The 20,064-nt window shown below is 66.1% G+C and carries 18 protein-coding genes; 11 read left to right on the top strand and 7 right to left on the bottom strand.

Annotated features, from left to right (window positions below; genetic code table 11):
• Nucleotides 1–22: 22 nt before the first annotated feature.
• The 3 genes from AB0F86_RS17500 to AB0F86_RS17490 are packed head-to-tail and all read right to left on the bottom strand — an operon-like array spanning nt 23 to nt 4,961.
• Nucleotides 23–2,491, bottom strand: a complete 2,469-nt coding sequence (locus AB0F86_RS17500) for a phosphoribosyltransferase (protein ID WP_356985447.1) — start codon at nt 2,489–2,491, stop codon at nt 23–25.
• Nucleotides 2,488–3,699, bottom strand: coding sequence for an HpcH/HpaI aldolase/citrate lyase family protein (locus tag AB0F86_RS17495; RefSeq protein ID WP_181698600.1), 1,212 nt, complete (start codon nt 3,697–3,699; stop codon nt 2,488–2,490). The genes AB0F86_RS17500 and AB0F86_RS17495 overlap by 4 nt, the downstream gene beginning before the upstream one ends.
• 44 nt (nt 3,700–3,743) lie before the next feature.
• Nucleotides 3,744–4,961, bottom strand: a complete 1,218-nt coding sequence (locus AB0F86_RS17490) for a hypothetical protein (RefSeq protein ID WP_356985446.1) — start codon at nt 4,959–4,961, stop codon at nt 3,744–3,746.
• Nucleotides 4,962–5,152: 191 nt separating this feature from the next.
• Between AB0F86_RS17490 and AB0F86_RS17485 the strand changes: the two genes are divergently transcribed.
• Nucleotides 5,153–5,728, top strand: coding sequence for a TerD family protein (locus tag AB0F86_RS17485; protein WP_067497229.1), 576 nt, complete (start codon nt 5,153–5,155; stop codon nt 5,726–5,728).
• A gap of 69 nt (nt 5,729–5,797) precedes the next feature.
• Complete coding sequence (locus AB0F86_RS17480) at nt 5,798–6,910, top strand: DUF475 domain-containing protein (RefSeq protein ID WP_356985445.1); 1,113 nt, start codon at nt 5,798–5,800, stop codon at nt 6,908–6,910.
• Between the two features lie 54 nt (nt 6,911–6,964).
• Here AB0F86_RS17480 and AB0F86_RS17475 read toward each other — a convergent pair whose 3' ends face one another.
• A complete protein-coding gene (locus AB0F86_RS17475) occupies nt 6,965–8,338 on the bottom strand; it encodes a hypothetical protein (protein ID WP_356985444.1) in 1,374 nt (457 codons plus the stop codon).
• Between the two features lie 171 nt (nt 8,339–8,509).
• Here AB0F86_RS17475 and rpsF point away from each other — a divergent pair, with 171 nt between their 5' ends.
• The 6 genes from rpsF (at nt 8,510) to AB0F86_RS17445 (ending at nt 14,075) form a co-directional block, all read left to right on the top strand.
• Nucleotides 8,510–8,797 (top strand): 30S ribosomal protein S6, encoded by a 288-nt coding sequence (gene rpsF / locus AB0F86_RS17470; protein ID WP_181698616.1) that lies wholly within the window; start codon nt 8,510–8,512, stop codon nt 8,795–8,797.
• 83 nt (nt 8,798–8,880) lie between these two features.
• A complete protein-coding gene (locus tag AB0F86_RS17465) occupies nt 8,881–9,438 on the top strand; it encodes a single-stranded DNA-binding protein (protein WP_067497236.1) in 558 nt (185 codons plus the stop codon).
• Between the two features lie 32 nt (nt 9,439–9,470).
• Nucleotides 9,471–9,722, top strand: a complete 252-nt coding sequence (rpsR, locus tag AB0F86_RS17460; protein ID WP_067497238.1) for a 30S ribosomal protein S18 — start codon at nt 9,471–9,473, stop codon at nt 9,720–9,722.
• Between the two features lie 17 nt (nt 9,723–9,739).
• A complete protein-coding gene (gene rplI / locus AB0F86_RS17455; protein ID WP_181698597.1) occupies nt 9,740–10,192 on the top strand; it encodes a 50S ribosomal protein L9 in 453 nt (150 codons plus the stop codon).
• Between the two features lie 588 nt (nt 10,193–10,780).
• Nucleotides 10,781–13,402, top strand: coding sequence for a replicative DNA helicase (dnaB, locus tag AB0F86_RS17450; protein ID WP_356985443.1), 2,622 nt, complete (start codon nt 10,781–10,783; stop codon nt 13,400–13,402).
• Between the two features lie 346 nt (nt 13,403–13,748).
• On the top strand, nt 13,749–14,075 hold the full coding sequence (locus tag AB0F86_RS17445) for a hypothetical protein (protein ID WP_356985442.1): 327 nt from the start codon (nt 13,749–13,751) through the stop codon (nt 14,073–14,075).
• Between the two features lie 43 nt (nt 14,076–14,118).
• Here AB0F86_RS17445 and AB0F86_RS17440 read toward each other — a convergent pair whose 3' ends face one another.
• Both AB0F86_RS17440 and AB0F86_RS17435 read right to left on the bottom strand, forming a co-directional pair.
• Nucleotides 14,119–14,583 (bottom strand): DUF1772 domain-containing protein, encoded by a 465-nt coding sequence (locus tag AB0F86_RS17440; protein ID WP_356985441.1) that lies wholly within the window; start codon nt 14,581–14,583, stop codon nt 14,119–14,121.
• Nucleotides 14,584–14,727: 144 nt separating this feature from the next.
• Nucleotides 14,728–15,204 (bottom strand): DUF1772 domain-containing protein, encoded by a 477-nt coding sequence (locus AB0F86_RS17435; RefSeq protein WP_356985440.1) that lies wholly within the window; start codon nt 15,202–15,204, stop codon nt 14,728–14,730.
• Nucleotides 15,205–15,440: 236 nt separating this feature from the next.
• On the opposite strand from AB0F86_RS17435, the gene AB0F86_RS17430 reads away from it, so the two are divergent.
• Nucleotides 15,441–16,196, top strand: a complete 756-nt coding sequence (locus AB0F86_RS17430) for an alpha/beta hydrolase (protein WP_225281587.1) — start codon at nt 15,441–15,443, stop codon at nt 16,194–16,196.
• Between the two features lie 43 nt (nt 16,197–16,239).
• Here the strand turns inward: AB0F86_RS17430 and AB0F86_RS17425 are convergent, their stop codons facing one another.
• On the bottom strand, nt 16,240–16,941 hold the full coding sequence (locus AB0F86_RS17425) for a VTT domain-containing protein (RefSeq protein ID WP_356985439.1): 702 nt from the start codon (nt 16,939–16,941) through the stop codon (nt 16,240–16,242).
• A 234-nt stretch (nt 16,942–17,175) separates the two neighbouring features.
• Here AB0F86_RS17425 and AB0F86_RS17420 point away from each other — a divergent pair, with 234 nt between their 5' ends.
• Both AB0F86_RS17420 and AB0F86_RS17415 read left to right on the top strand, forming a co-directional pair.
• A complete protein-coding gene (locus AB0F86_RS17420) occupies nt 17,176–18,837 on the top strand; it encodes a cutinase family protein (RefSeq protein ID WP_356985438.1) in 1,662 nt (553 codons plus the stop codon).
• A 136-nt stretch (nt 18,838–18,973) separates the two neighbouring features.
• Nucleotides 18,974–19,843, top strand: a complete 870-nt coding sequence (locus AB0F86_RS17415; protein ID WP_225281589.1) for a hypothetical protein — start codon at nt 18,974–18,976, stop codon at nt 19,841–19,843.
• Nucleotides 19,844–20,064 lie beyond the last annotated feature (221 nt).

Here is a 20,064-nt window from a genome sequence, read left to right as displayed (position 1 = left end):
AGGTCGGTGGCGAACAGGGCGGTCACTGCGATAGCTCCTTGATCAGGCCCATGCAGGAGTAGGCCAGATCCGGCACCACCTCCACCGGGACATTGCGCGCGGCGGCGAGCAGGCGGATGTGGGCGTGCTCGGGTGCGTCGGCTTCCCGTACCAGCACCCGCCACGGTACGCGGCGCAGCAGCACCCGGGTGGTCTCCCCGACGCCGGGCTTCACGTAATTCACTGTGCTGATGCCGTATTCGGCACGCACCTTCTCCACCGACGCCCAGCCCGACCAGTCGGGTGTTCGATCGGAATCCCGCATCGCGGCGACGGCGGCGGGCACCTTGTCGCGAATGGATTCGAAGGCGGTGGTGACGGTGTCGATCAGTTTGTTCGACACGTCGTCGGCGGCCAGTTCGCGATAGAACTTGGCGCCGTGGAAGTCACGCGGGCCGATCAGCTTTTCGTTCAGGACCGTGCGTGAAACGAGGCCGGAGACAGTCGAATTCAGGCAGGCCGAGGCGATGAGGAAATCGTCACGGGTACCGAAGGTTCGCACGCAGTTGGCCGGGTCGGCCAGCACGACGAGTTCGTCGTCGAACCTGGCGCCGCCCGCCGCGTGATAGGCGTCGAGGGCGGCAGTGAGTTCGTGGGTGATGGCACCCTTGCCGGTCCAGCCGTCTACGAACACGATGGTGGACGGATCATGGTGGTGGGCAAGGTAATCCAGGGCGACCGAGTCGATGCCGCGGTCGCGGACGATGGATACGGCGTAGTGCGGCGCGTCCAAAGCCGCGCGGCCGATACCGCTGGCCAGCCAGCGCCGCATCAGCACACCGATCGGTGTTCCCGCGCGGGCCAGCGACACGAGCACGATGTTCTCGCCGCGTTCGGCGACGACCAGTTCCGCCACTGTCGCCACGGCAAGGGCGAGCCGCTCGGCGCTGTCGGTGAGCACCCGATCGAATAGTTCGCGGTAGGCGGCGTCGGGCTGGTACTCCACCGGCAGCGACTCGGCGTAATGGGCTTTACCTGCCTGAATGCGCCGCTCTCTTTCGGCCACATCGGCTTCCAGATCGACATCGGACAGGTCCTTGAGCAGCCACGAGACGTCCTCGCGCGCGTACGAGCCGAAGGCGGGGCCGTGCAACGGTGCGGGGAAGAAGTCCTCAGGATCCGTGGCCGATGCGACCGGACCCGACGTCTGTGCGGTGCGCGCGGCGTGCAGCACGCGGGGATCGGCGCCGGGAACGACGGCGACCAGCACATCGGCACCCGACGCCGTGAGCACATCGACCAACCCGCCGGGCGCGACCAGTTCCGCGGTGTCGGCGGGCGGGTCGATGACGACCAGCAGGACCGGGTTCTCACCGTCCCACTGCGCGTTGTAGAGGTAGCGCTGTGCGGTCGGGTCGGGTTCGGGGGCGGTGAAGCGAAAACCTCTGCGCAGGGGGTAGCCGGGTTCGTCGAGGACGTAAGCCGGTGAGCGAGTGGTGGTTTGGAAGCGAGCGGGGATGCCCGCGTCGGCCAGTCCGGCAGCCAGGCGGACCGGCATGTACATGAGTTCCTCGTGGCCGAGCACGATCACCGGCCGTCCGGCGAACTCGGCGTCCAGCCGTGCGCGTACCTCGTCGACGACATCGTCGAGCGCGGCACCGAAAGCCGGGGCGTCGACGCGCCGGACACCATGGCGTCCGCCCTCGGGAACATCGTTCGGCCAGGTGAGTTCGAGTCGGCTGTACGAACCGGGCTCAGCCGCTTCAGGATTGAGTCGCGGCTCGGGCAGCGCCACGACCGCGTCGACCAGACCGTTGGGCAGATCGACCAGACCTGTTGCCAGACAGACGGTATCGATACGCGCACCGAGCTCGGCGGCGAACTTCTCGAACTTTTCCCGGTCGGCGGCGGTCCGCAGGTCGACCAGCGAGGCCAGGACATAGTGCGAACGCGGTGCGAACTCGTGCAGGGCCCGCACGGCGTCGATAGCCGTATCGCCGGTGGAGATCTCGTCGTCGACGAGGACCAGCGGCAGATCGTTGGCGAAGATGTCGGCCGGTGCCGGTTGCAGCAGGTGTGAGGTGGCATGGGAATGCCCCTCTTCGAAACCGGTGAGCGTGGTGGCACGCGATTCGTGTCGACGGGTGGAATGCAGGTAGCACCCCGCGTCGAGGCGCGCGGCCACGCAGTGCCCGAGACCTGTTGCCGTTTCCGCGAATCCGAGGACCACGGCCTCCCGCCCGCCGAGCTTGTCGGCGACCAGGTCGGCCAGACGGTCGCCCGCCCCGATCACCACGTGCGGGTCGGTCGGCAGGTGTTTGCCGAGCACGGTCGAGACCAGCAGATGCGCGCGACGCGGATTCCGGCGCAGCCCTGGACGCACCAATTCACCGATCGACAGGTCGCGGGCCAGCGCATCCGATACGTCGGCGGAGAAAGCCTCCCCGTGGTGCAGGCGGATCCCGAGATGCCGGGTAGCCCAAGGTATTTCGATCGTGCTCACCGCGGTCATTCGGCAACCATCGCTGTCAGCAGATCCACGAAGGACACTCCCTTGTTCGCCACCCCGAACGCACGAGCCCGGACCAGCGTCTGGCGGGCCCAACTGCGATGGGGACGCATCTCGTTCATCTTGTTGCGGTACTCGGAGGCCGCCACCCCGCCGACATCGGCCTCCATGATGTGCAGCGCGTCGGCGTATTCCTCGTGCGTCACCACCGACAGCGCGTGCACGGCGGCCACGTGCGACGGGTGGATCACCGTTTTGCCCTGGATGCCGTTGGCGCGGTCGAGGGTGATCTCGCGCAGCAACCCGTCGAGGTCGCGGCTCACCAGGTACTGACGGAACGGCACCGCGTCGGATTCCTCGAACGGGGCGGTGCGCAGCAGCGGGCGGAACATGCGTTCGTGGTCGGCGAAGTACTCCCACACCGGGCCGGTGATGATGAACCCGGTGCCGTCGGCGCGGCCGAGGTAGTTGACGATGTCGGCGATCACGTCGGCGATCACCCGCACGTCGTAGATGGTGAGATCGCGGTCGCGGCGGATACCGAAGGTCGAGCACATGTCGGTGGCGCCGATGCGCACCGCGAGCAACCGGTCCCGATGCTCGGCGAGCAGCTCGGCGATGCGCGAGAGCTGTTCGTCGCGGGTCTGGCGATGCACGAGGTTCGCCGATTCCAGCACCGGCATGCCGTAGACGGGGCGGCCGAGGCGGTCACCGGCCGCGTCGAGCGCGGCCAGGTAGGCGGGCCCGGTGACGGCGTCGAACTTGGGGAAGACGAAACCGGTGAGCATGTCGGCGCCCGGGCCGAGCCGGTCGGCCAATTCGGTCACGGTCTGCACGTCCCGCACCCGGACGAACAGCATCGGCACCGGGTCGGCGACACCGGCGAGCAGGTCGAGGGTGGCGACCGCGTGTTCCTTCGCGGCGTCGACCTGATGGTCGGCCACGGCGTCCTCGAGGTCGATCACCATCGAGCACACCCCGCGCGCGGCGCGACGCAGGATGGTCGCGGCCAGATCGGGACGGGTCGCGGGCACGTACAGGGTGGCGCCGAGCGCGGTGGCGAGCAGTTCGCGGTCGGCGGTTCCCGGAATCGGTTCCGGTTCCACCAGGAACAACTCACGGCTGCGCGGGCCCTGCAAATTGTGGAAGTGGCGCAGCGGCACCTGCTTTCGCAGGTTCACCTCCGGTGCGATGGCGTAGCCTGCGGTCATTCCCCCCACCTCATTCGTCGACCCGTGTCATGTCGTGTGCGGTCCTAAGTGCTGTCGGTTCCTACGGTTTTTCGCATGCGATCGACCACTCCGGCGATGAACTCCGCGACGGTTCGCAGTTCAGAAACATACGCCCAATAGTCTGGATGACGACCCGTCAGTCCGGCCGTCATGCGATCGAGGCGTTCGGCTTGCGCGTCGAGCACCGAACCCCACTCGCCGACCAGCCCTCGATCGACGGCGAGCATCTGCGCGTCCCGCAGCCGGAATCGTACGGTGCGCAGCTGCGCTTCGGGGTCCGCACGCACCTGGCGCAACAGTTCGAGCCGCCGGGTGACGGCGTCGACGAGCTGTTCGGACTCGGCGAGGTGTTCGCGCGCGGTCGCTGTCAGGTCAAGGGCGGTCTCCGGGTCGCGGTCGGCAGCCGCGACACGCGCGCGTACCAGCGCCGCGTCCGCGGCCTCGATACCGCGCCGGCTTTCGCGTTCATTGTTGGTCAGATCCGCCGAACTCGCAGCGTTGAATTCGCGCAGCAATGCCGAGTACGCGGGGCCGAGCGCGTCGGCGCGGTTGCGCACGGCCGCCAGCCGGGTGGTCACCGAGGCGATCGCGTTGGTCGCGGCATTGGCCCGAGATGGTGCCTGCGCCAACGCTTCCCGCAATTCCACGCACGCCTGGCGCACCTCCGTCGCGACCTCCCGCGCGGCCGCCACAGCAGTACCCGGATCGACACCCGCCGCTGTGACCAGTGCCTCACTCAATTTCCGCACGCCGGCGGTCACCGAGGGGTAGGAGGCGTACTCCGACGACTCGGCCGCGGCGAGCTCCTGCTCGGCCTCGCCCCGCACCTGCGCCAGCAACTGCGGCACCGAGGCCCGCACGCTCACCGCGTGCTCGAGTCCGGCCCGGTGCGCGTGATAGAACTCGTCGACCCCGCGCGCGGCGTCGGCGAGTTCGCGGACCAGCGCGTCGGCCCTGGCCGGGCCGTCGGCGATGGCGGTCCCCGCGGCCTCGGCGCTGTCGAGTTCGTCGGTGAAACTCAGATAGGCGCCCGACGCGGCATAGCACCGCGCACGCACCGGTTCCCATACCGCGCCGATGTGACGCTCGGGGAACACCTGCTCGCTCGCCGCCACACCCGCCTCCGCTGCCGTCTGCCTGCGATCCATATCGAGGAAGGCGGCGGCCGTCGCGGCCCGCGCCCCACTGATCCAGGCATTGTCCGGCCCCGACCTGAACCATCCGCGTCTGCGAGGTGTCACCGGCGTATCCCCTTTCCGAACCACGCAGCGGTCACCCGCCCGCTGACCCGATCGTAGGAGATTCCCCATCGCTACCAGGGCTCTCGGCTGTTCCTACGCAAGTTCGCCGAAACCTATTACTGTCGTAGCGGTACCCGGCGATTCGGACATGCTGGGAAACGACACACCGGACTAACCGAAGGGATTCCCGCATGGGTGTCAGTCTGTCCAAGGGCGGCAATGTCTCGCTGACCAAAGAGGCCCCGAACCTGACCGCGGTCGCGGTCGGCCTCGGCTGGGACGTGCGCACCACCACCGGCACCGACTTCGACCTCGACGCCAGCGCCATCGCGACCGGCGCCGACAAGAAGGTCGTGTCCGACAAGCACTTCGTGTTCTTCAACAACCTGAAGTCCCCCGAAGGCGCGATCGAGCACGCCGGCGACAACACCACCGGTGAGGGCGAGGGCGACGACGAGGTCATCAACGTCGACCTGGCCAACACCCCGCCGACCATCGAGAGCATCTTCTTCCCGGTCTCGATCTACGACGCGGAGACCCGTCAGCAGTCGTTCGGCCAGGTGCGCAACGCCTACATCCGCGTTGTCGACCGCGCCAACGGCACCGAGCTGGCCCGCTACGACCTGTCCGAGGACGCTTCCACCGAGACGGCTATGGTCTTCGGTGAGCTGTACCGTAACGGTGCCGAATGGAAGTTCCGCGCCATCGGTCAGGGCTACGCCTCCGGTCTGGCCGGTATCGCCCGCGACTACGGCGTCAACGTCTAGTCACCATCATGAGCAGGGGGCTCGATTTCCGGGGCCCCCTGTTCGTGTGACACAGAAAGGTCCCTCCGCGTGATAACGCGCATCTTCGGCCTGTCCATCGTCATCACGGTGGTGTCGCTGGTCGTGGCCTACCTCTACGGTGGTCTGACCGCCCTCGCGCTGTGTGCGATCCTCGGCATCCTCGAGGTGTCGCTGTCGTTCGACAACGCCGTCATCAACGCCACCGTGCTGGAACGGATGAGCGAATTCTGGCAGCGGATCTTCCTGACCGTCGGCGTCCTCATCGCCGTGTTCGGTATGCGTCTGGTGTTCCCGCTGGCCATCGTGTGGGTCACCGCCGGACTCAACCCGGTCGAGGCGTTCGACCTGGCGCTGAACCCGCCGCCGAACGACGCCCCGTACTTCGACAACGACCCCAGCCGCCCCAGCTACGAGACTCTGCTCACCGACGCGCACCCGCAGATCGCGGCGTTCGGTGGCATGTTCCTCGCGCTGCTGTTCCTGAACTTCATCTTCGAAGAGCGCGAGATCACCTGGCTCAGCTGGCTGGAGAAGCCGCTGGCCAAGGCGGGCAAGCTCGACATGCTGTCCGTGGTGGTCTCCGGCACCGGCCTGGTACTCGTGGCGGAATTCCTCGCCAAGGACGACGACCGCTCGACCGTGCTGGTCGCCGGTCTGCTCGGCATGATCGTCTACATCCTCGTCGACGGCCTCGGTTCGATGTTCCACACCGAGGAGTTCGAGGAAGGCCCGCAGGGGGGTCCGTCCACGCTGGTCAAGGCGACCGGTAAGGCCGCGTTCTTCCTGTTCCTCTACCTCGAGGTGCTCGATGCCTCGTTCTCGTTCGACGGTGTGATCGGCGCGTTCGCCATCACCTCCGACCCGATCATCATCGCGCTGGGCCTCGGCCTGATCGGCGCGATGTTCGTCCGGTCGATCACGGTGTACCTGGTCCGCCAGGGCACCCTGTCGGACTACGTGTACCTCGAGCACGGCGCCCACTGGGCGATCGGCGCGCTGGCCACGATCCTGCTGGTCTCGATCGGCGTGCACGTCGACGAGCTCATCACCGGCCTGATCGGTGTGGCGTTCATCGGCGCGGCGCTGATCAGCTCGATCATCCGCAACCGCAAGGCGGAGCCGGACGCGATCGAAGACAGCAAGGAACCCGCGTCGGTCTAGACGTGGTGACCTGCGGCGGCGGATCCTCGACGGATCCGCCGCCGTTGTCGTTTCTCAGGCCGGTTGCAGTTCGCGCCGGAGCTGTCCGGCGACGCGCTGGTCGGTGCGGCGTGGGCCGGCCCGCAGGAACACGAAGAACAGGATGATGAGCAGGGCGATCCGTGTCCAGACACCGAACTGGACGATGCCTTCCATGAGGTGCACGTTCTTCCCCTCGCCCATCGCCGCGAAGTAGCGGAAGACGCCGACGCCGACCGCGATGTCGGCGATCAGGTAGCCCGCGACGAGTGTCCACGGCACCTCGAGCAGCACGAGGAACGGAATTATCCACAGGGTGTATTGGGGTGAGTGCACCTTGTGGAAAAGCAGGAAACCGGCGAGCATCGCGCCGCTCACGCCCACCCAGGGAAACGCCGAGGCCGGGGTCCAGCGCCGGTAACCGAGCCACAGGGCAAGGGCGAACGACGCGAAGATCAGCAGCGGTGAGACCACCGAGACCATGGTGTGCCAGCTCTGCGAGGTGTCGGCGGTCCGGCCGAACAACGCCTGATGACCCCAGTACCAGATCGAATTGGTCGTGATGTCTGCCTGACGCATCTGCTGGAAGGTGATCGAGGCCCGCCACCCTTCCACCCCCGCGACCACGAACGGCAGATTCACCGCGACCACCGTCGCCATCGCCGCGAGCAATGTCTGCGACGCGCCTGCCACATCGAGTTCGCGCAACCGGCGCCCGTCGCGCGGCGCACCCTCGGTGAGAACGTAGAAGGCCAAGGGCAGCACGAAGATTCCGGGATAGATCTTGAGGCAGAAACCGAGCGCGAGCAGTACCCCGGCGATGATTCCCCTTGTCCGCACGGACAGACCGGTCAGCATCGTCGTCACATAGACCGCCGCCACCGCCGTGCACACCACCGGCAGTTCCCAATTGTGGAAGGCGTAGAGCACCAGCGGCGGGCCGATCGCCCACAGCAGCGCGGCCGGACCTGCCATTCGCGCCAGCATCCAGGCGGTGAGCAGGGCGAACGGAGTGAGCAGCAGCGCCGAATGCCACAGGAAGTCGGCGTCGTTGGTCGCGCCGATCGCGCCCGCCCACATCAGCAGGCCGCTCAGCACGGGATATTCGACGGCGCCGCCGGTGAGCGCGCCGTCGTCGGTGATGGCACCGTCGACGTACGGGAAAACGTGATTGTCGATATCGCGGCCAAGCCAGAGGAACTGGATATCCGAATAACAGACAGCGGTGTCCTTGCGCTCCTCGAAGACCAGGCTGCGGCCCGATTCGTCGATCGCGCCGCCCGCGCACCGGGCCTTGTTCGCATACGCCAGGGCGAGGGTGAGCCCGCACAACAGCACGATCAGGAAGGTCAGCGCCGTGGCTGTCGCCGCACGGCGTGCCGAATGCTGCTGCGGTACGGCCGTGGTCATGTCGACCACATTAAGCGGAACCGGCGCCGGAGCCCGGCGATCACCCGCCGCGCCGACCGGTTTCGATTCCACTCAGCGGCTCATGTAGCCTTGTCGGGTTGCTGACGCAACGAACCCTCCTGCCACGGAAAGTCCGTGGCCGTTTACCAGTCCACAGGAGGTGATTGGTCCGTGCGTCAATATGAAGTGATGGTCATCCTCGACCCCAGCCTGGACGAGCGCATCGTCGGGCAGTCCCTGGATACTCTGTTCTCGGTCGTGAAGACCGAGGGCGGCAAGCTCGACAAGGTCGACATCTGGGGCCGCCGCCGGCTCGCCTACGAAATCGCCAAGCAGGCCGAAGGCATCTACGCGATCGTCAACCTGACCGCGACCCCGGCCACCGTGAGCGAGCTCGACCGCCAGCTGGGCCTGAACGAGACGGTGCTGCGCACCAAGGTTCTGCGCAACGACAAGTAGTTCACATCTTTTGTGTCGGAGCCTGGCTTTAGGCTCAGCGCAAATCCCGAGATGTGGACTGCACCCCGAGCAGGAGGAACCCCATGGCAGGCGACACGGTCATCACCGTCATCGGAAACTTGACGGCAGACCCCGAGCTTCGTTTCACGCCCGCGGGCGCAGCGGTGGCTAATTTCACCGTCGCTTCGACTCCCCGTGTGTTCGATCGCAATTCGAACGAATGGAAAGACGGCGAGGCACTGTTTCTGCGCTGCAACATCTGGCGCGAAGCAGCGGAGAACGTCGCCGAAAGCCTGACCCGAGGCGCTCGCGTGATCGTGAGCGGACGGCTCAAGCAGCGCTCCTACGAAACCCGCGAGGGTGAGAAGCGCACGGTCGTCGAGCTCGAGGTCGACGAGGTCGGCCCGTCGCTGCGGTACGCGACCGCGAAGGTCTCCAAGGCCGGTCGTGGTGGCGGAGGCGGTGGCTTCGGTGGTGGTTCCGGTAATGCCGGTGGTGGTGCAAGCGCAGGCGGCTACAACGCCAACAGTGGCGGCGGACGCCCGGCAGGTAATGCCGGCGACGACGACCCGTGGGGTAGCGCGCCCGCGGCCGGCTCCTTCGGGGGCGGCGGCCGCATGGATGACGAACCGCCGTTCTGATCGAACGGCACTCATAGTACGGAGAGAAAACCATGCCTAAAGCGCCCGCGCGCGAAAAGGTACTGAAGAAGAAGGCCTGCGCTTTCTGCAAGGAAAGCAAGTCCGGAATCGTCAATATCGATTACAAGGACACCACGCTGCTGCGTAAGTACGTCAGCGATCGCGGCAAGATCCGCGCCCGCCGCGTCACCGGCAACTGCGTGCAGCACCAGCGTGACATCGCCGTTGCCGTCAAGAACTCGCGTGAGGTGGCTCTGCTGCCTTACGTGTCGACTGCTCGCTGAGAAAGGGAGTCGGACAGATGAAGCTCATCCTCACTGCTGATGTCGACAATCTCGGCGCCCCCGGCGACCTTGTCGAGGTCAAGGACGGCTACGGCCGCAACTTCCTGCTGCCCCGCGGTCTGGCCATCCAGGCCACCCGTGGCGCCCAGAAGCAGGTCGACGGCATCCGCCGCGCCCAGGACGCCCGCAAGGTGCGCGACCTGGATCACGCCAACGAGCTCAAGCAGGCCATCGAGGGCCTGACCGGTGTCTCGCTGGCCGTGAAGACCGCCGACAGCGGCAAGCTGTTCGGTTCGGTCACCACCGCCGACGTGGCCTCGGCCATCAAGGCCGCCGGTGGCCCCGTGGTCGACAAGCGCAGCATCGAGCTGCCCAAGTCGCACATCAAGGCGACCGGCAAGCACGGCATCGCGGTGCACCTGCACCCCGATGTGGTTGCCAAGTTCGACCTCGAGGTCGCTGCGAACTAGTTTCGCCGGAAACCACCCCCGTGTTGTCACGGGGGTGGTTTCTGCTGCCCTTGTCGAGGGATCTTCTCCGATAGCTGGCGAGTAGCCGGGATTCGGGTTCATTGTGGTCGGGTAACCCGGCCCACAGTCGGCAACTGCCTGACCTCCTGTTATTCAGCCTGTGGATTACCGAGGAAACCGACCGGCAGAATTGTGACTCCGGTCATAACGTGAACGCCCGCTGTTTACCCAACACGCCCGGTTGTTCACGTTCGACGACACGCCGCAACTTCTTTAATCCACAGGGCCGGAGTCTGGTAAAGGGCGATCTATCAGGGCGTTCTACCGCACTGACCTGGGTTTTCCCCACGTTTTCCACAGGGGCTGCACAACAACAGGTGAACTACCCCCAAGTTATCCACAGTTGTGTGCACATGTCGGTTTGGCGTGGCTCGAAAACGTCGCCTAGGTTCATCGCATCGCCTCGCACGTGACCCCGGGAATCGTGCAGGGAACCGATTGCTGGCACTCGTGTCGGTGCCCGGGAGTACAACGAGTACATCGATGTGAAACCCCCGGTTCTGCGGGCAGAGAGGACGGTCGATTCTGGTGACTACCACCGGTGACCGCGCGCATACCGAGTTTCCACCCGAGCCCCCGGGCGAGGACTTCGGCCGTCAGCCCCCGCACGACATGGCTGCCGAACAGTCCGTCCTCGGCGGCATGCTGCTCAGCAAGGACGCCATCGCCGACGTGGTGGAGGTGCTGCGTCCCGGCGACTTCTACCGCCCCGCCCACCAGGCCGTCTACGACACCATCCTCGACCTGTACGGCCGCGGCGAACCCGCCGACCCCGTCACCGTCGCCGCGGGCCTCGACCGTCGTGGCGAACTGAAACGCATCGGCGGCCCCGCCTACCTGGTCACCCTCACCCAGACCGTCCCCACCGCCGCCAATGCCGGCTTCTACGCCGAAATCGTCGCCGAGAAGGCCATCCTGCGCCGCCTGGTCGAAGCGGGCACCCGCATCGTCCAGTTCGGCTACGCGGGCGCCGACGGCCAGGACGTCGCCGAGGTCGTCGACCGCGCCCAGGCCGAGATCTACGAGGTCACCGAACGCCGCACCACCGAGGACTTCACCCCCCTCGAAGAACTCCTCCAGCCGACGATGGACGAAATCGACTCCATCGCCTCCCGAGGCGGAATCTCCCTCGGCGTCCCCACGGGCTTCACCGAACTGGACGAGCTCACCAACGGCTTGCACCCGGGTCAGATGATCATCGTCGCCGCGCGACCCGGTGTGGGTAAGGCGCTCGCGCTCGACACCCCGCTGCCGACGCCCAACGGGTGGACCACGATGGGCGAGGTCCGCGTGGGCGACGAATTGCTCGACGCGCAGGGGCATCCGACACGCGTCGTCGCGGCGACCGAAGTCATGACCGACCGGCCCTGCTACGAGGTCGAATTCTCCGACGGCACCGTCCTCGTCGCGGACGAACAGCACCAGTGGCTCACCGAGACCCGTGCTTCACGGCGTTCCGCGCAGGAGGCAGCCCGGGGCGGCACCCAGCGGACCTTCGCCGCGGTCCGCACCACGGCCGACATCGCGCGAACGCTGCGCTGCGACACCGCGGACCGGCGGATCAACCACTCGGTCACCAACGCCGCACCCCTGCAGCTCCCCACGAGAGACCTGCTCGTCCCGCCGTACACCCTCGGGGCATGGTTGGGCGACGGAACCGCGGCTGCCGCGCAGATCACCAGCGTCGACCCCGAAATCGTCGCGCGCATCGAAGCCGAGGGCATCGTCGCGGTGCCGTCCCAGTCGGCGCGCTGGCGCTTCCAGTTGACGTTGCCCGCGGACGAGCCCGTCGCGCCGCGCGAGTGCGTGGTGTGTGGCACCGAATTCGTCCCGTTCACCAGTGAAGTTCGCACCTGCGGACGCTCCTGCGGTGGCAAGGCACGCTTCATCTCCGCGCCCGTTCCGGCGCCCGCCTGTGCGAACTGCGGTGGCCCCTCCATCGGTCTGCGTTTGTGCCAGTCGTGCCGCAATACCGTCGGTAGTGTGCAAGCGCGCCTGCGAACCCTCGGCGTCCTGGGCGACAAGCACATTCCGATGTCCTATCTGCGTGCGTCGGAAAGCCAACGCCGAGCTCTGCTGGCCGGTCTGCTCGATACCGACGGCACCGTCACGCATGGTGGTTCGGTGCAATTCGCGGTCACGAGTGAGCGACTGTTCCGCGATGTGCAGGAACTCGTCGTCGGCCTGGGCTACCGCTGTGGTGTGGCGACCAGGCGTGTTCGCGGACGGTCGGAAGAGTCGTCGACGTGCTTCATCCTCACGTTCGCGACCGACGACGAGGTCTTCGGACTGCATCGGAAAGCATTGCTCCACAAGGAACGTCGTGTGGCTCGCAACACCGCCCGCTCGAATTCCCGCTATATCGTCGGTGTGCGGCGCATCGATTCTGTTCCGGTCCGATGCGTTGAAGTCGACAATGCCGACCACCTCTACCTGGCCGGTCGCTCCATGGTTCCGACGCACAACTCGACGCTCGGCATGGATTTCATGCGTAGTTGCTCGATCAAGCACGGCATGGCCAGTGTTATTTTCTCGCTCGAAATGAGCCGGACCGAGATTGTGATGCGTCTGCTCTCGGCCGAGGCGAAGATCAAGCTGGGCGATATGCGTTCGGGCCGGATGAGTGATGACGACTGGACGAAGCTCGCGCGGCGGATGAGTGAGATCAGTGAGGCGCCGCTGTTCGTGGATGATTCGCCGAACTTGACCATGATGGAAATCCGGGCGAAGGCGCGGCGGCTCAAGCAGCGTCATGACCTGAAACTCGTTGTGGTGGACTACCTGCAGCTGATGAGCTCGGGTAAGAAGGTCGAGTCCCGGCAGCAGGAAGTCTCGGAATTCTCGCGTCACCTCAAGCTGCTCGCGAAGGAACTCGAAGTTCCCGTGATCGCGATCTCCCAGCTGAACCGTGGTCCGGAACAGCGAACCGACAAGCGCCCCATGGTGTCCGACCTCCGCGAGTCCGGCTCGCTCGAGCAGGACGCCGACATGGTCATCCTGCTACACCGCCCGGACGCGTTCGAACGTGACGACCCACGCGGCGGCGAGGCCGACCTCATCGTCGGCAAGCACCGTAACGGTCCGACAGCCACGATCACCGTCGCGCACCAGCTGCATCTGAGCCGGTTCGTGGATATGGCACGGGGCTGATTTTTTGCAAGAGGCTCCGAGCGATGTGCTGCGTATCGCGCGCCGGGCATCCGTCGGTCTGCTCGCTCTGGCATTTGCCGCGGCCTGCGCTCCCCCAACCAGTCATGAACCGCTCGCACCCACCTCGACCTCACGAGGTCATGCGCCCCAGGCCAACAACTCGTGTGATGCTCACGCTGCCTCAGGCCGGGTGTTCGCGGTCGGGTCCTCGCCTCATCATGGGTTCGAACTGCTGGTTCCAGAATTGCCGGGGTGGGTACGCAACGAAGTACCCGATACGGGGAGCGACGGCCTGTCTCTCTGGCGTAGGGATCGGGTTCCGAAGAGCTTCGCCGCACCCACGGCGATGGTCACCATCTCCATTTCCGGCCCGTCAGCGACCGAGGAGGATGCTCTCGAAAACCTCAACAGGAAGTCGAATCTCCCCCCTGGCCAACTGATTCAGGTCGATGAGCCCGTCGCTCCCTGCGGCCGGAACGGGCGGCGTGTCGTCGGCACTTTTACCAACTCGTCGGAAGACTGGTGGGAAGACCGACGTCAAATCGTATGCAGCTGTGGCGGCGGTGTCATGACGATCCAACTGACCGGTCGAACCAAGGTGACCGACCTGGAAAACCTAGGGCCTGACATCGCCACCATCCTCGATGGATTCGAAATCCTCGCGGATACCTAGTCTTACGGCTGATCGGTGCGCGGGAGTCGTTGCGCGCACCGGTCTACCGCTGCCTCGGCGCTGCCACCACCAGCGTGATGATCAGCACGAACGCAACCAATGCTGTTCCGGTGCGCAGGAAGTGGAAGATGTCCCAGCGGGTGAGCAGGGTGGCGTAGTCGGCGGAGACGCCGTTGCGCGCCCAGTCGTTGATCCGGTGGTTGATCGGCACGTTGCCGAGGCGGGTGATCAGGAACGAACTGATGACGAACACCGTTGCCGCAGCGGCGAGTAGACGGTCACGATGGGCTGATACCACGGCGAGGGCGAGGCAGCTCAGTGCGGCAACGGCCATGGTGAGTTGCATGCTGATGCTGTTGTTGCGCATCAGCTCGGTGTGGAATTCGAGGCGCATCTGCAGCGAGACCCGGTGAAACGTCGGGATCAGGTTCGCGGCGCCGTAACCGAAGGCGCCGACGAGTAGGCCGGTGGTGAGCAAGGCGAGCGCGCGCAGTAGTACGAATTTCATGGTGACAGGGCTTTCGGAGCGAAGGGACGCAGCGCTTTTCGGCGGTGCGGTTACCCAGAAGATATCTACAGCCCGACTGCGCGACTGGTACAAGGAGTCGCCATCGACACCCCCTGAGATGATCCGGTCCCGGGTGGATGCGGATCAGAACAGGATCAGTGCGGTGCACAGGGCGGCGATGGCGGTGAACTGCAGGGTTACCCGGTATTTCAGGATGCTGTCCCACTTGTCCTGCAGTGCACGGGCATCGGTGGGGATGATGCCGCTCAGTGCGGCGGCGGTCTGCCGGGAGTTGATCGGCTTGGCGATGCGCACGTAGAGGGCGAGCCAGGTGAGTAGCGCGGCTACCGCGAGCCCCGCCGCCACGGCGGCGCCGAGTTCGCCGGCGAGCAGCGCGATCAGCAGGGTGAGCACGGCGGTGACGATGCCGCCCGCACCGACGACCGGCATCCGTTTGTCGCCGTAGTAATGCCCCCACCCCGCACTCACCGTCACGGTCGCGTCGTCGAGCTTCCGGTAGACCGACCGCATGATCACCGCCCCGCAGACATCGGTGCCGTAGACGACGGCATTGGCGAGTACGGCGACGGTGGCAATGATCTGGCCGGTGACAACAAGCATTTTCGGCTTCCCTTCCTGGGGCTTTCTCGTATGTCCGAGAATGCGCGCCGGGGTTTGGAAGGCACTAGGAGCGGACTTGGAAACGGCGGACGCAACCGTGTCAGCGGGCGTGTAGGTCGGGTGTCAGGGCGGTGTCAGGAGGTGGCGTGACAGTGGTTCTCGTAACGGCGAGAACGAACTGGAAGGCAAGAGTGATGACTGCTCAGGGAACTAATCGGGGTAATGCGTGGAGCGGCATGGTCGAGGTGGACGACACCGCGTTGGCCGTGACCGACACCGGTGGCGACGGTATTCCGGTGATCTACCTGAACGGGCAGTTCGCTACCCAGGGTTACTGGAAGAAGACCATTGCCGAACTGGGTGACGGTTTCCGGCACATCACTTTCGACGAGCGGGGGCGTGGGCGGAAGTCCAAGACTTCGAAGGACTACTCGTTCGAGGCGGCGGTGCGGGATGTCGACGCGGTGCTCGCGGCCAGGGGTGTGGAGCGGGCCATTGTCGTGGCATGGTCCTATGGCGCGGTCGTGGGAGCACATTGGGCGCAACGTAATCCGGAGCGGACCATCGGGGCGGTGCTCGTGGACGGCGCGTTTCCCTACGACTGGCTCGATGACGCGATGGAGCAGCGGATCCGGAAACTGTTCAAACGGTTGAACTGGGTGATGCCGTTGCTGCGGCCGACGGGGTTGACGCCGCGGTTGTCAGCGGCCGAGCAGGCCGAGAGCAATATCGAGCTCGGGAAACTCTCGCGGGAGAGTGCGCTGGGTCCGGTGCTGGACGCGATCACAGTTCCGGTGCGGTATGTGATCGCTTCGGGAACGTCGTTCGGCAGCAAGAAGGACGAGCAGGAGAAGATCCGCAAGGGGTTGGATTCGGCTGTCGCCCGCAACGAGAACATCGAGCTCGGGGCGAAGGTGCCGAGCAATCATGGTGCGATCCTGCGGAAGGATTTCCGGGCGATCGCGGATTCGGTGCGCGAAATCGCCGGATGAGGCCGGCGGGGCCGGGAAGCGACATACTTCCCGGCCGGGCCGGTCAGGAGTTGACGCGCTCGGTGGGGTCGTCGTCGGGAGAACCCTTGCGGCGCATCCGCTTGACCACCTCGACGACGATCGGCAGCACGGAGACGGCGACGATGAGCAGGAAGATCAGGTCGACATTGTCACGGACCACGGCGATCTGCCCGAGCAGGTAACCGAGGTAGGTGACGCCCGCGCCCCACGCAACACCGCCGATCACGTTGTAGAGCGCGAAAGTCCGGTATCGCATGGCCGACGCGCCTGCCACGACGGGCGCGAAGGTGCGCACGATCGGGACGAAGCGGGCGAGCACGATGGTGATCGGTCCGTGCTTTTCGAAGAATTCGTGGGATTCGTCGATATAGCGCTTCTTGAAGAACCGGGCGTCGTTGCTCTTGAACAACGCGGTCCCACCGCGCGCACCGATCACGTACCCGACCTGGTCGCCGAGGATCGCGGCGAGGGGGATCAGCACGAGCAGCACCCCGATCGGCGCGAACGGTTCGATCTCGGTCGACTTCGACGCCGCGATCAACCCGGCGGTGAACAGCAGGGAATCGCCGGGCAGCAGCGGGAACAGCAAACCGGACTCGATGAAGACCACCAGCAGCAGCCCGGCGAGCATCCAGGTGCCGAAGGAGTTGAGCAGGTTCACCGGGTCGAGGAAGCCGGGCAGCAGCGCGAGGTGCACGGTGTCGGCCGGGAGGTGCGAGGTCATAGTCCTACCTGGGGATGACGGGTCGGTTCACGTCGTAATTGTTCCATTCGGACGCTATCACCCGGGCCGCGCCACCACTCTCACCGCGATAGCGAGCCCGCATGACCACGGAAATAGGGGCATACGTCCCCGTACGCCGCAGTAACGATCTTGCAGGTGGGGGCGACATGGTTCGTGACATGCGGCCCGTCGGGGGGCCTGCCCACCTGTAGGTCGTTCGAACGGGATCAACATATGAATCTGCGTGCGTTTCTCGCGAAACATCGCATCGCTTCTGCTGTTGCCGCGCCTGCGGCGTTGGGGGTCGCGGCCATCGTCGCCGCGTCGTTCGCGGTGACATCGAAGCCCGCCTCCCCCGAATACACCCTCACCACATCGGTGACCGAGTGCCGCGAGATGGTGACCATCTCGGTGGCCGGTCGCAACGACACCCCGGTCGAGGGCACCACCGCCATGCTGCTCGACGCCAACGGCAACCCGCTGCCCGCCGCGCTGTCGGGCGACCACAGCAGTGTGTGGGTCGACCCGGTGGTGAACGCGCCACGTGACGATCTGGCCGAAGGCGAGTACGCGGCGGTGTACATCGCGTACCCGGCGGACATGTCGACCTACGAGGACGCGGTGAACGCGGGTGTCGCCAACACCGAGCGGGTGATGCGGGAGATCTCCGCGGCGTGCCCGGACACCAAGTTCTCCATCGTCGGCTACAGCGAGGGCGCCGACGTGGTCCGTCGCGTCGCCGAGGGCATCGGCAACGACGACCCGGCGGACGGCTACGGAGTGGTCGACCCCGACGACGTGCTCGGTGTGGTGATGTTCGCCGATGCCGGCCGCGGGGCGGGTGAGGGCCCGTTCATCGGCGCCGAGGACCCCTTCGCCAACCCGGACGGTTTCGACCAGAAGTACCAGGACGGCACGAAGCCGATCTCGGGCAAGGGCGTCACCACGGGCGGCGACTTCGGCGCCCTCAACGGCAAGATCGCCTCGTTCTGCTCCGAGGGCGACCTGACTTGCGCCGCGCCGGAGAACATTTCGCTGCTGCAACTGGCCGCCAACGTGGGCAGGCAGATCAATGTCGACGATCTGCAGCGCGACGGTCTCACCCCGGCGACGGGCCAGGACATGGCGTTCACCCTGGGCCGGATCGCGATGGCCGCCTTCTCCGATATCGCCGCGAACCCCAATTGGATGGCCAGCGACGAAACCTTCCTCGATGTGCTGCTGAAGGTGTCGGACCCGGATTACAAGCCGGGCGAGACGAAGGCCCCCGCGAAGGCGGACACGATTGCGGCCGAGAAGATCTCGCCGCTGGCGTACCTGCCGCAGAAGGTGTTCAACGAGATCGTCGGGCTGATCGTGACGAACCAGAACACCATCCCGGTGGCGCTGAGCGATCCGTACCAGCTCACCCTCGGCCCCAACGGCACCGGTCATCACTTCGACTACTGGCGCGATTCCGATGCGGCCAACGGTAAGCCGCTGACCTCGGCGGAGTACGCCGCCGCCTGGCTGACACACCTGGCCAAGCAGGCGCAGGCGGGCGAGACGGTCGACGCGAAGTCGGCTCCGGAGGACTCCGATGTGACGGCCGCGCTCGCCGCGCCGACCAAGCCTGCGACCACGACCACCTCGGCGGCGCCGAGCACGTCGAAGGCCGCCGAGCCCACGTCGAAGGCGGCGACCAGCACGTCGAAGCCGTCGACCACCGTCGAATCGTCGACCGTCGCACCGTCCACCACGACGGCCCCGCCGACCACCACCGAAGAACCGGCGACCAACCAGGCCGCCGCCCCGGAAACCACCACCCAGGCGCCCGCGCCGAGCACAACGGTGGCTCCGACCACAACGGTCGCGCCGAGCACCACTGTCGCGCCGTCCACCACCGCGACGAACTGATCGACGCCGAAGAACCCGGTGTGACCTCGTGTCGCACCGGGTTTTTCGTGTCCGCGCCCGCCGGGAAAGCACCGACATCGCGGTCCGACGCGCCGATCATGGTGACTGTGACGGGCCTCGGTGCAATGATCGGCGGGTGACTCAGTGGCTCCCACTCCTCGGCTCGCTCCCCGTCGCCGGCGCAGTTCTGGTCGGCGTGATCGCCAACAACCGAACCCACCGCGATGCACTCGCGGCGGCCGACGAGCGTGGCAGGCAGGCGCTCGACGCCGCGCAACGCCATGTCGAGCTGTCGAACATGGTCGGTGACCAACGCGATCACGAGGCGTGGCGGCGCGAGGCCGTGCTCGCCGCGGTCGCTTCGATCCTGGAGACCTCGGCGTCGGTGCGGGCCGATCTGGCCAGCTGTGGCGATTGGGAACTGCTGACGACCGAGGAGATCGACAATGCGGGCGCGCAGATCCACAAGCTGATCTGGGGTGGCCCGAGCGGGATGCTCACTCGGTTGCGGGTGGTTGCCCATCGCCGCATCCCCAACAAGTGTGAAGACCTGTTGCGCACGCTCACCGTCGCCCAGCACATCACCATGCAGCGCCTGAAGCTCCACATCGATGTGGAGGCGACGGTCGAGGAGCTCGAGGAGATGGCGTCGCTGTGGCAGAAGGCGATGCGGCATGCGGCCGAGCAGGAGCGGGCGCTGGTGGAGACCACCCGGATCGAGCTCGGGATCGAGATCGCCTCGAAAACCGTAGGCGCGGAACCGGCTCCGGCACCTGCTCGCGTGGTTGCCGAAACCCAGTCGCCGACAGCCCATTCCGACGCAGCCGAATCCGTGGAGCAGGAGCAGCAACCTTCCGTGCCACCGCAATCCGCTGACCCCCAGGCCCAACCCGAACAGGTCACCGAGACTCAGCCGATCGCGGAATCACCGCACCCGACCGAAGCACTGGACAACGATCCGCGCGACGCGGCCGACCCACGCGAAGCCGAGACGGTCAGGGCCTGATCCGTCCTCGCATGCGAGACCGACGGGCGCACTGATTCGCGGCTCGGTGTGCTCGTCCGGACCGCTGTTTCCCAGTACGAGGTGAAGCAGTGGTGCGCTGTGGAAGTTCGGCAGGGTCGCGACGTTCGGCTGACGTCACCCGTACCACCGGGTAGCGTGGATACATACGGCACGCAGGGGTGCCGTACCCGACAGCGTGGTCGATCATCTGAAATCTTTGC

Source organism: Nocardia sp. NPDC023733 (assembly GCF_040639775.1).
In the GTDB taxonomy this organism is placed as follows: Bacteria; Actinomycetota; Actinomycetes; order Mycobacteriales; family Mycobacteriaceae; genus Nocardia; species Nocardia rosealba.
This window is presented reverse-complemented; position numbering and strand designations above follow the sequence as displayed.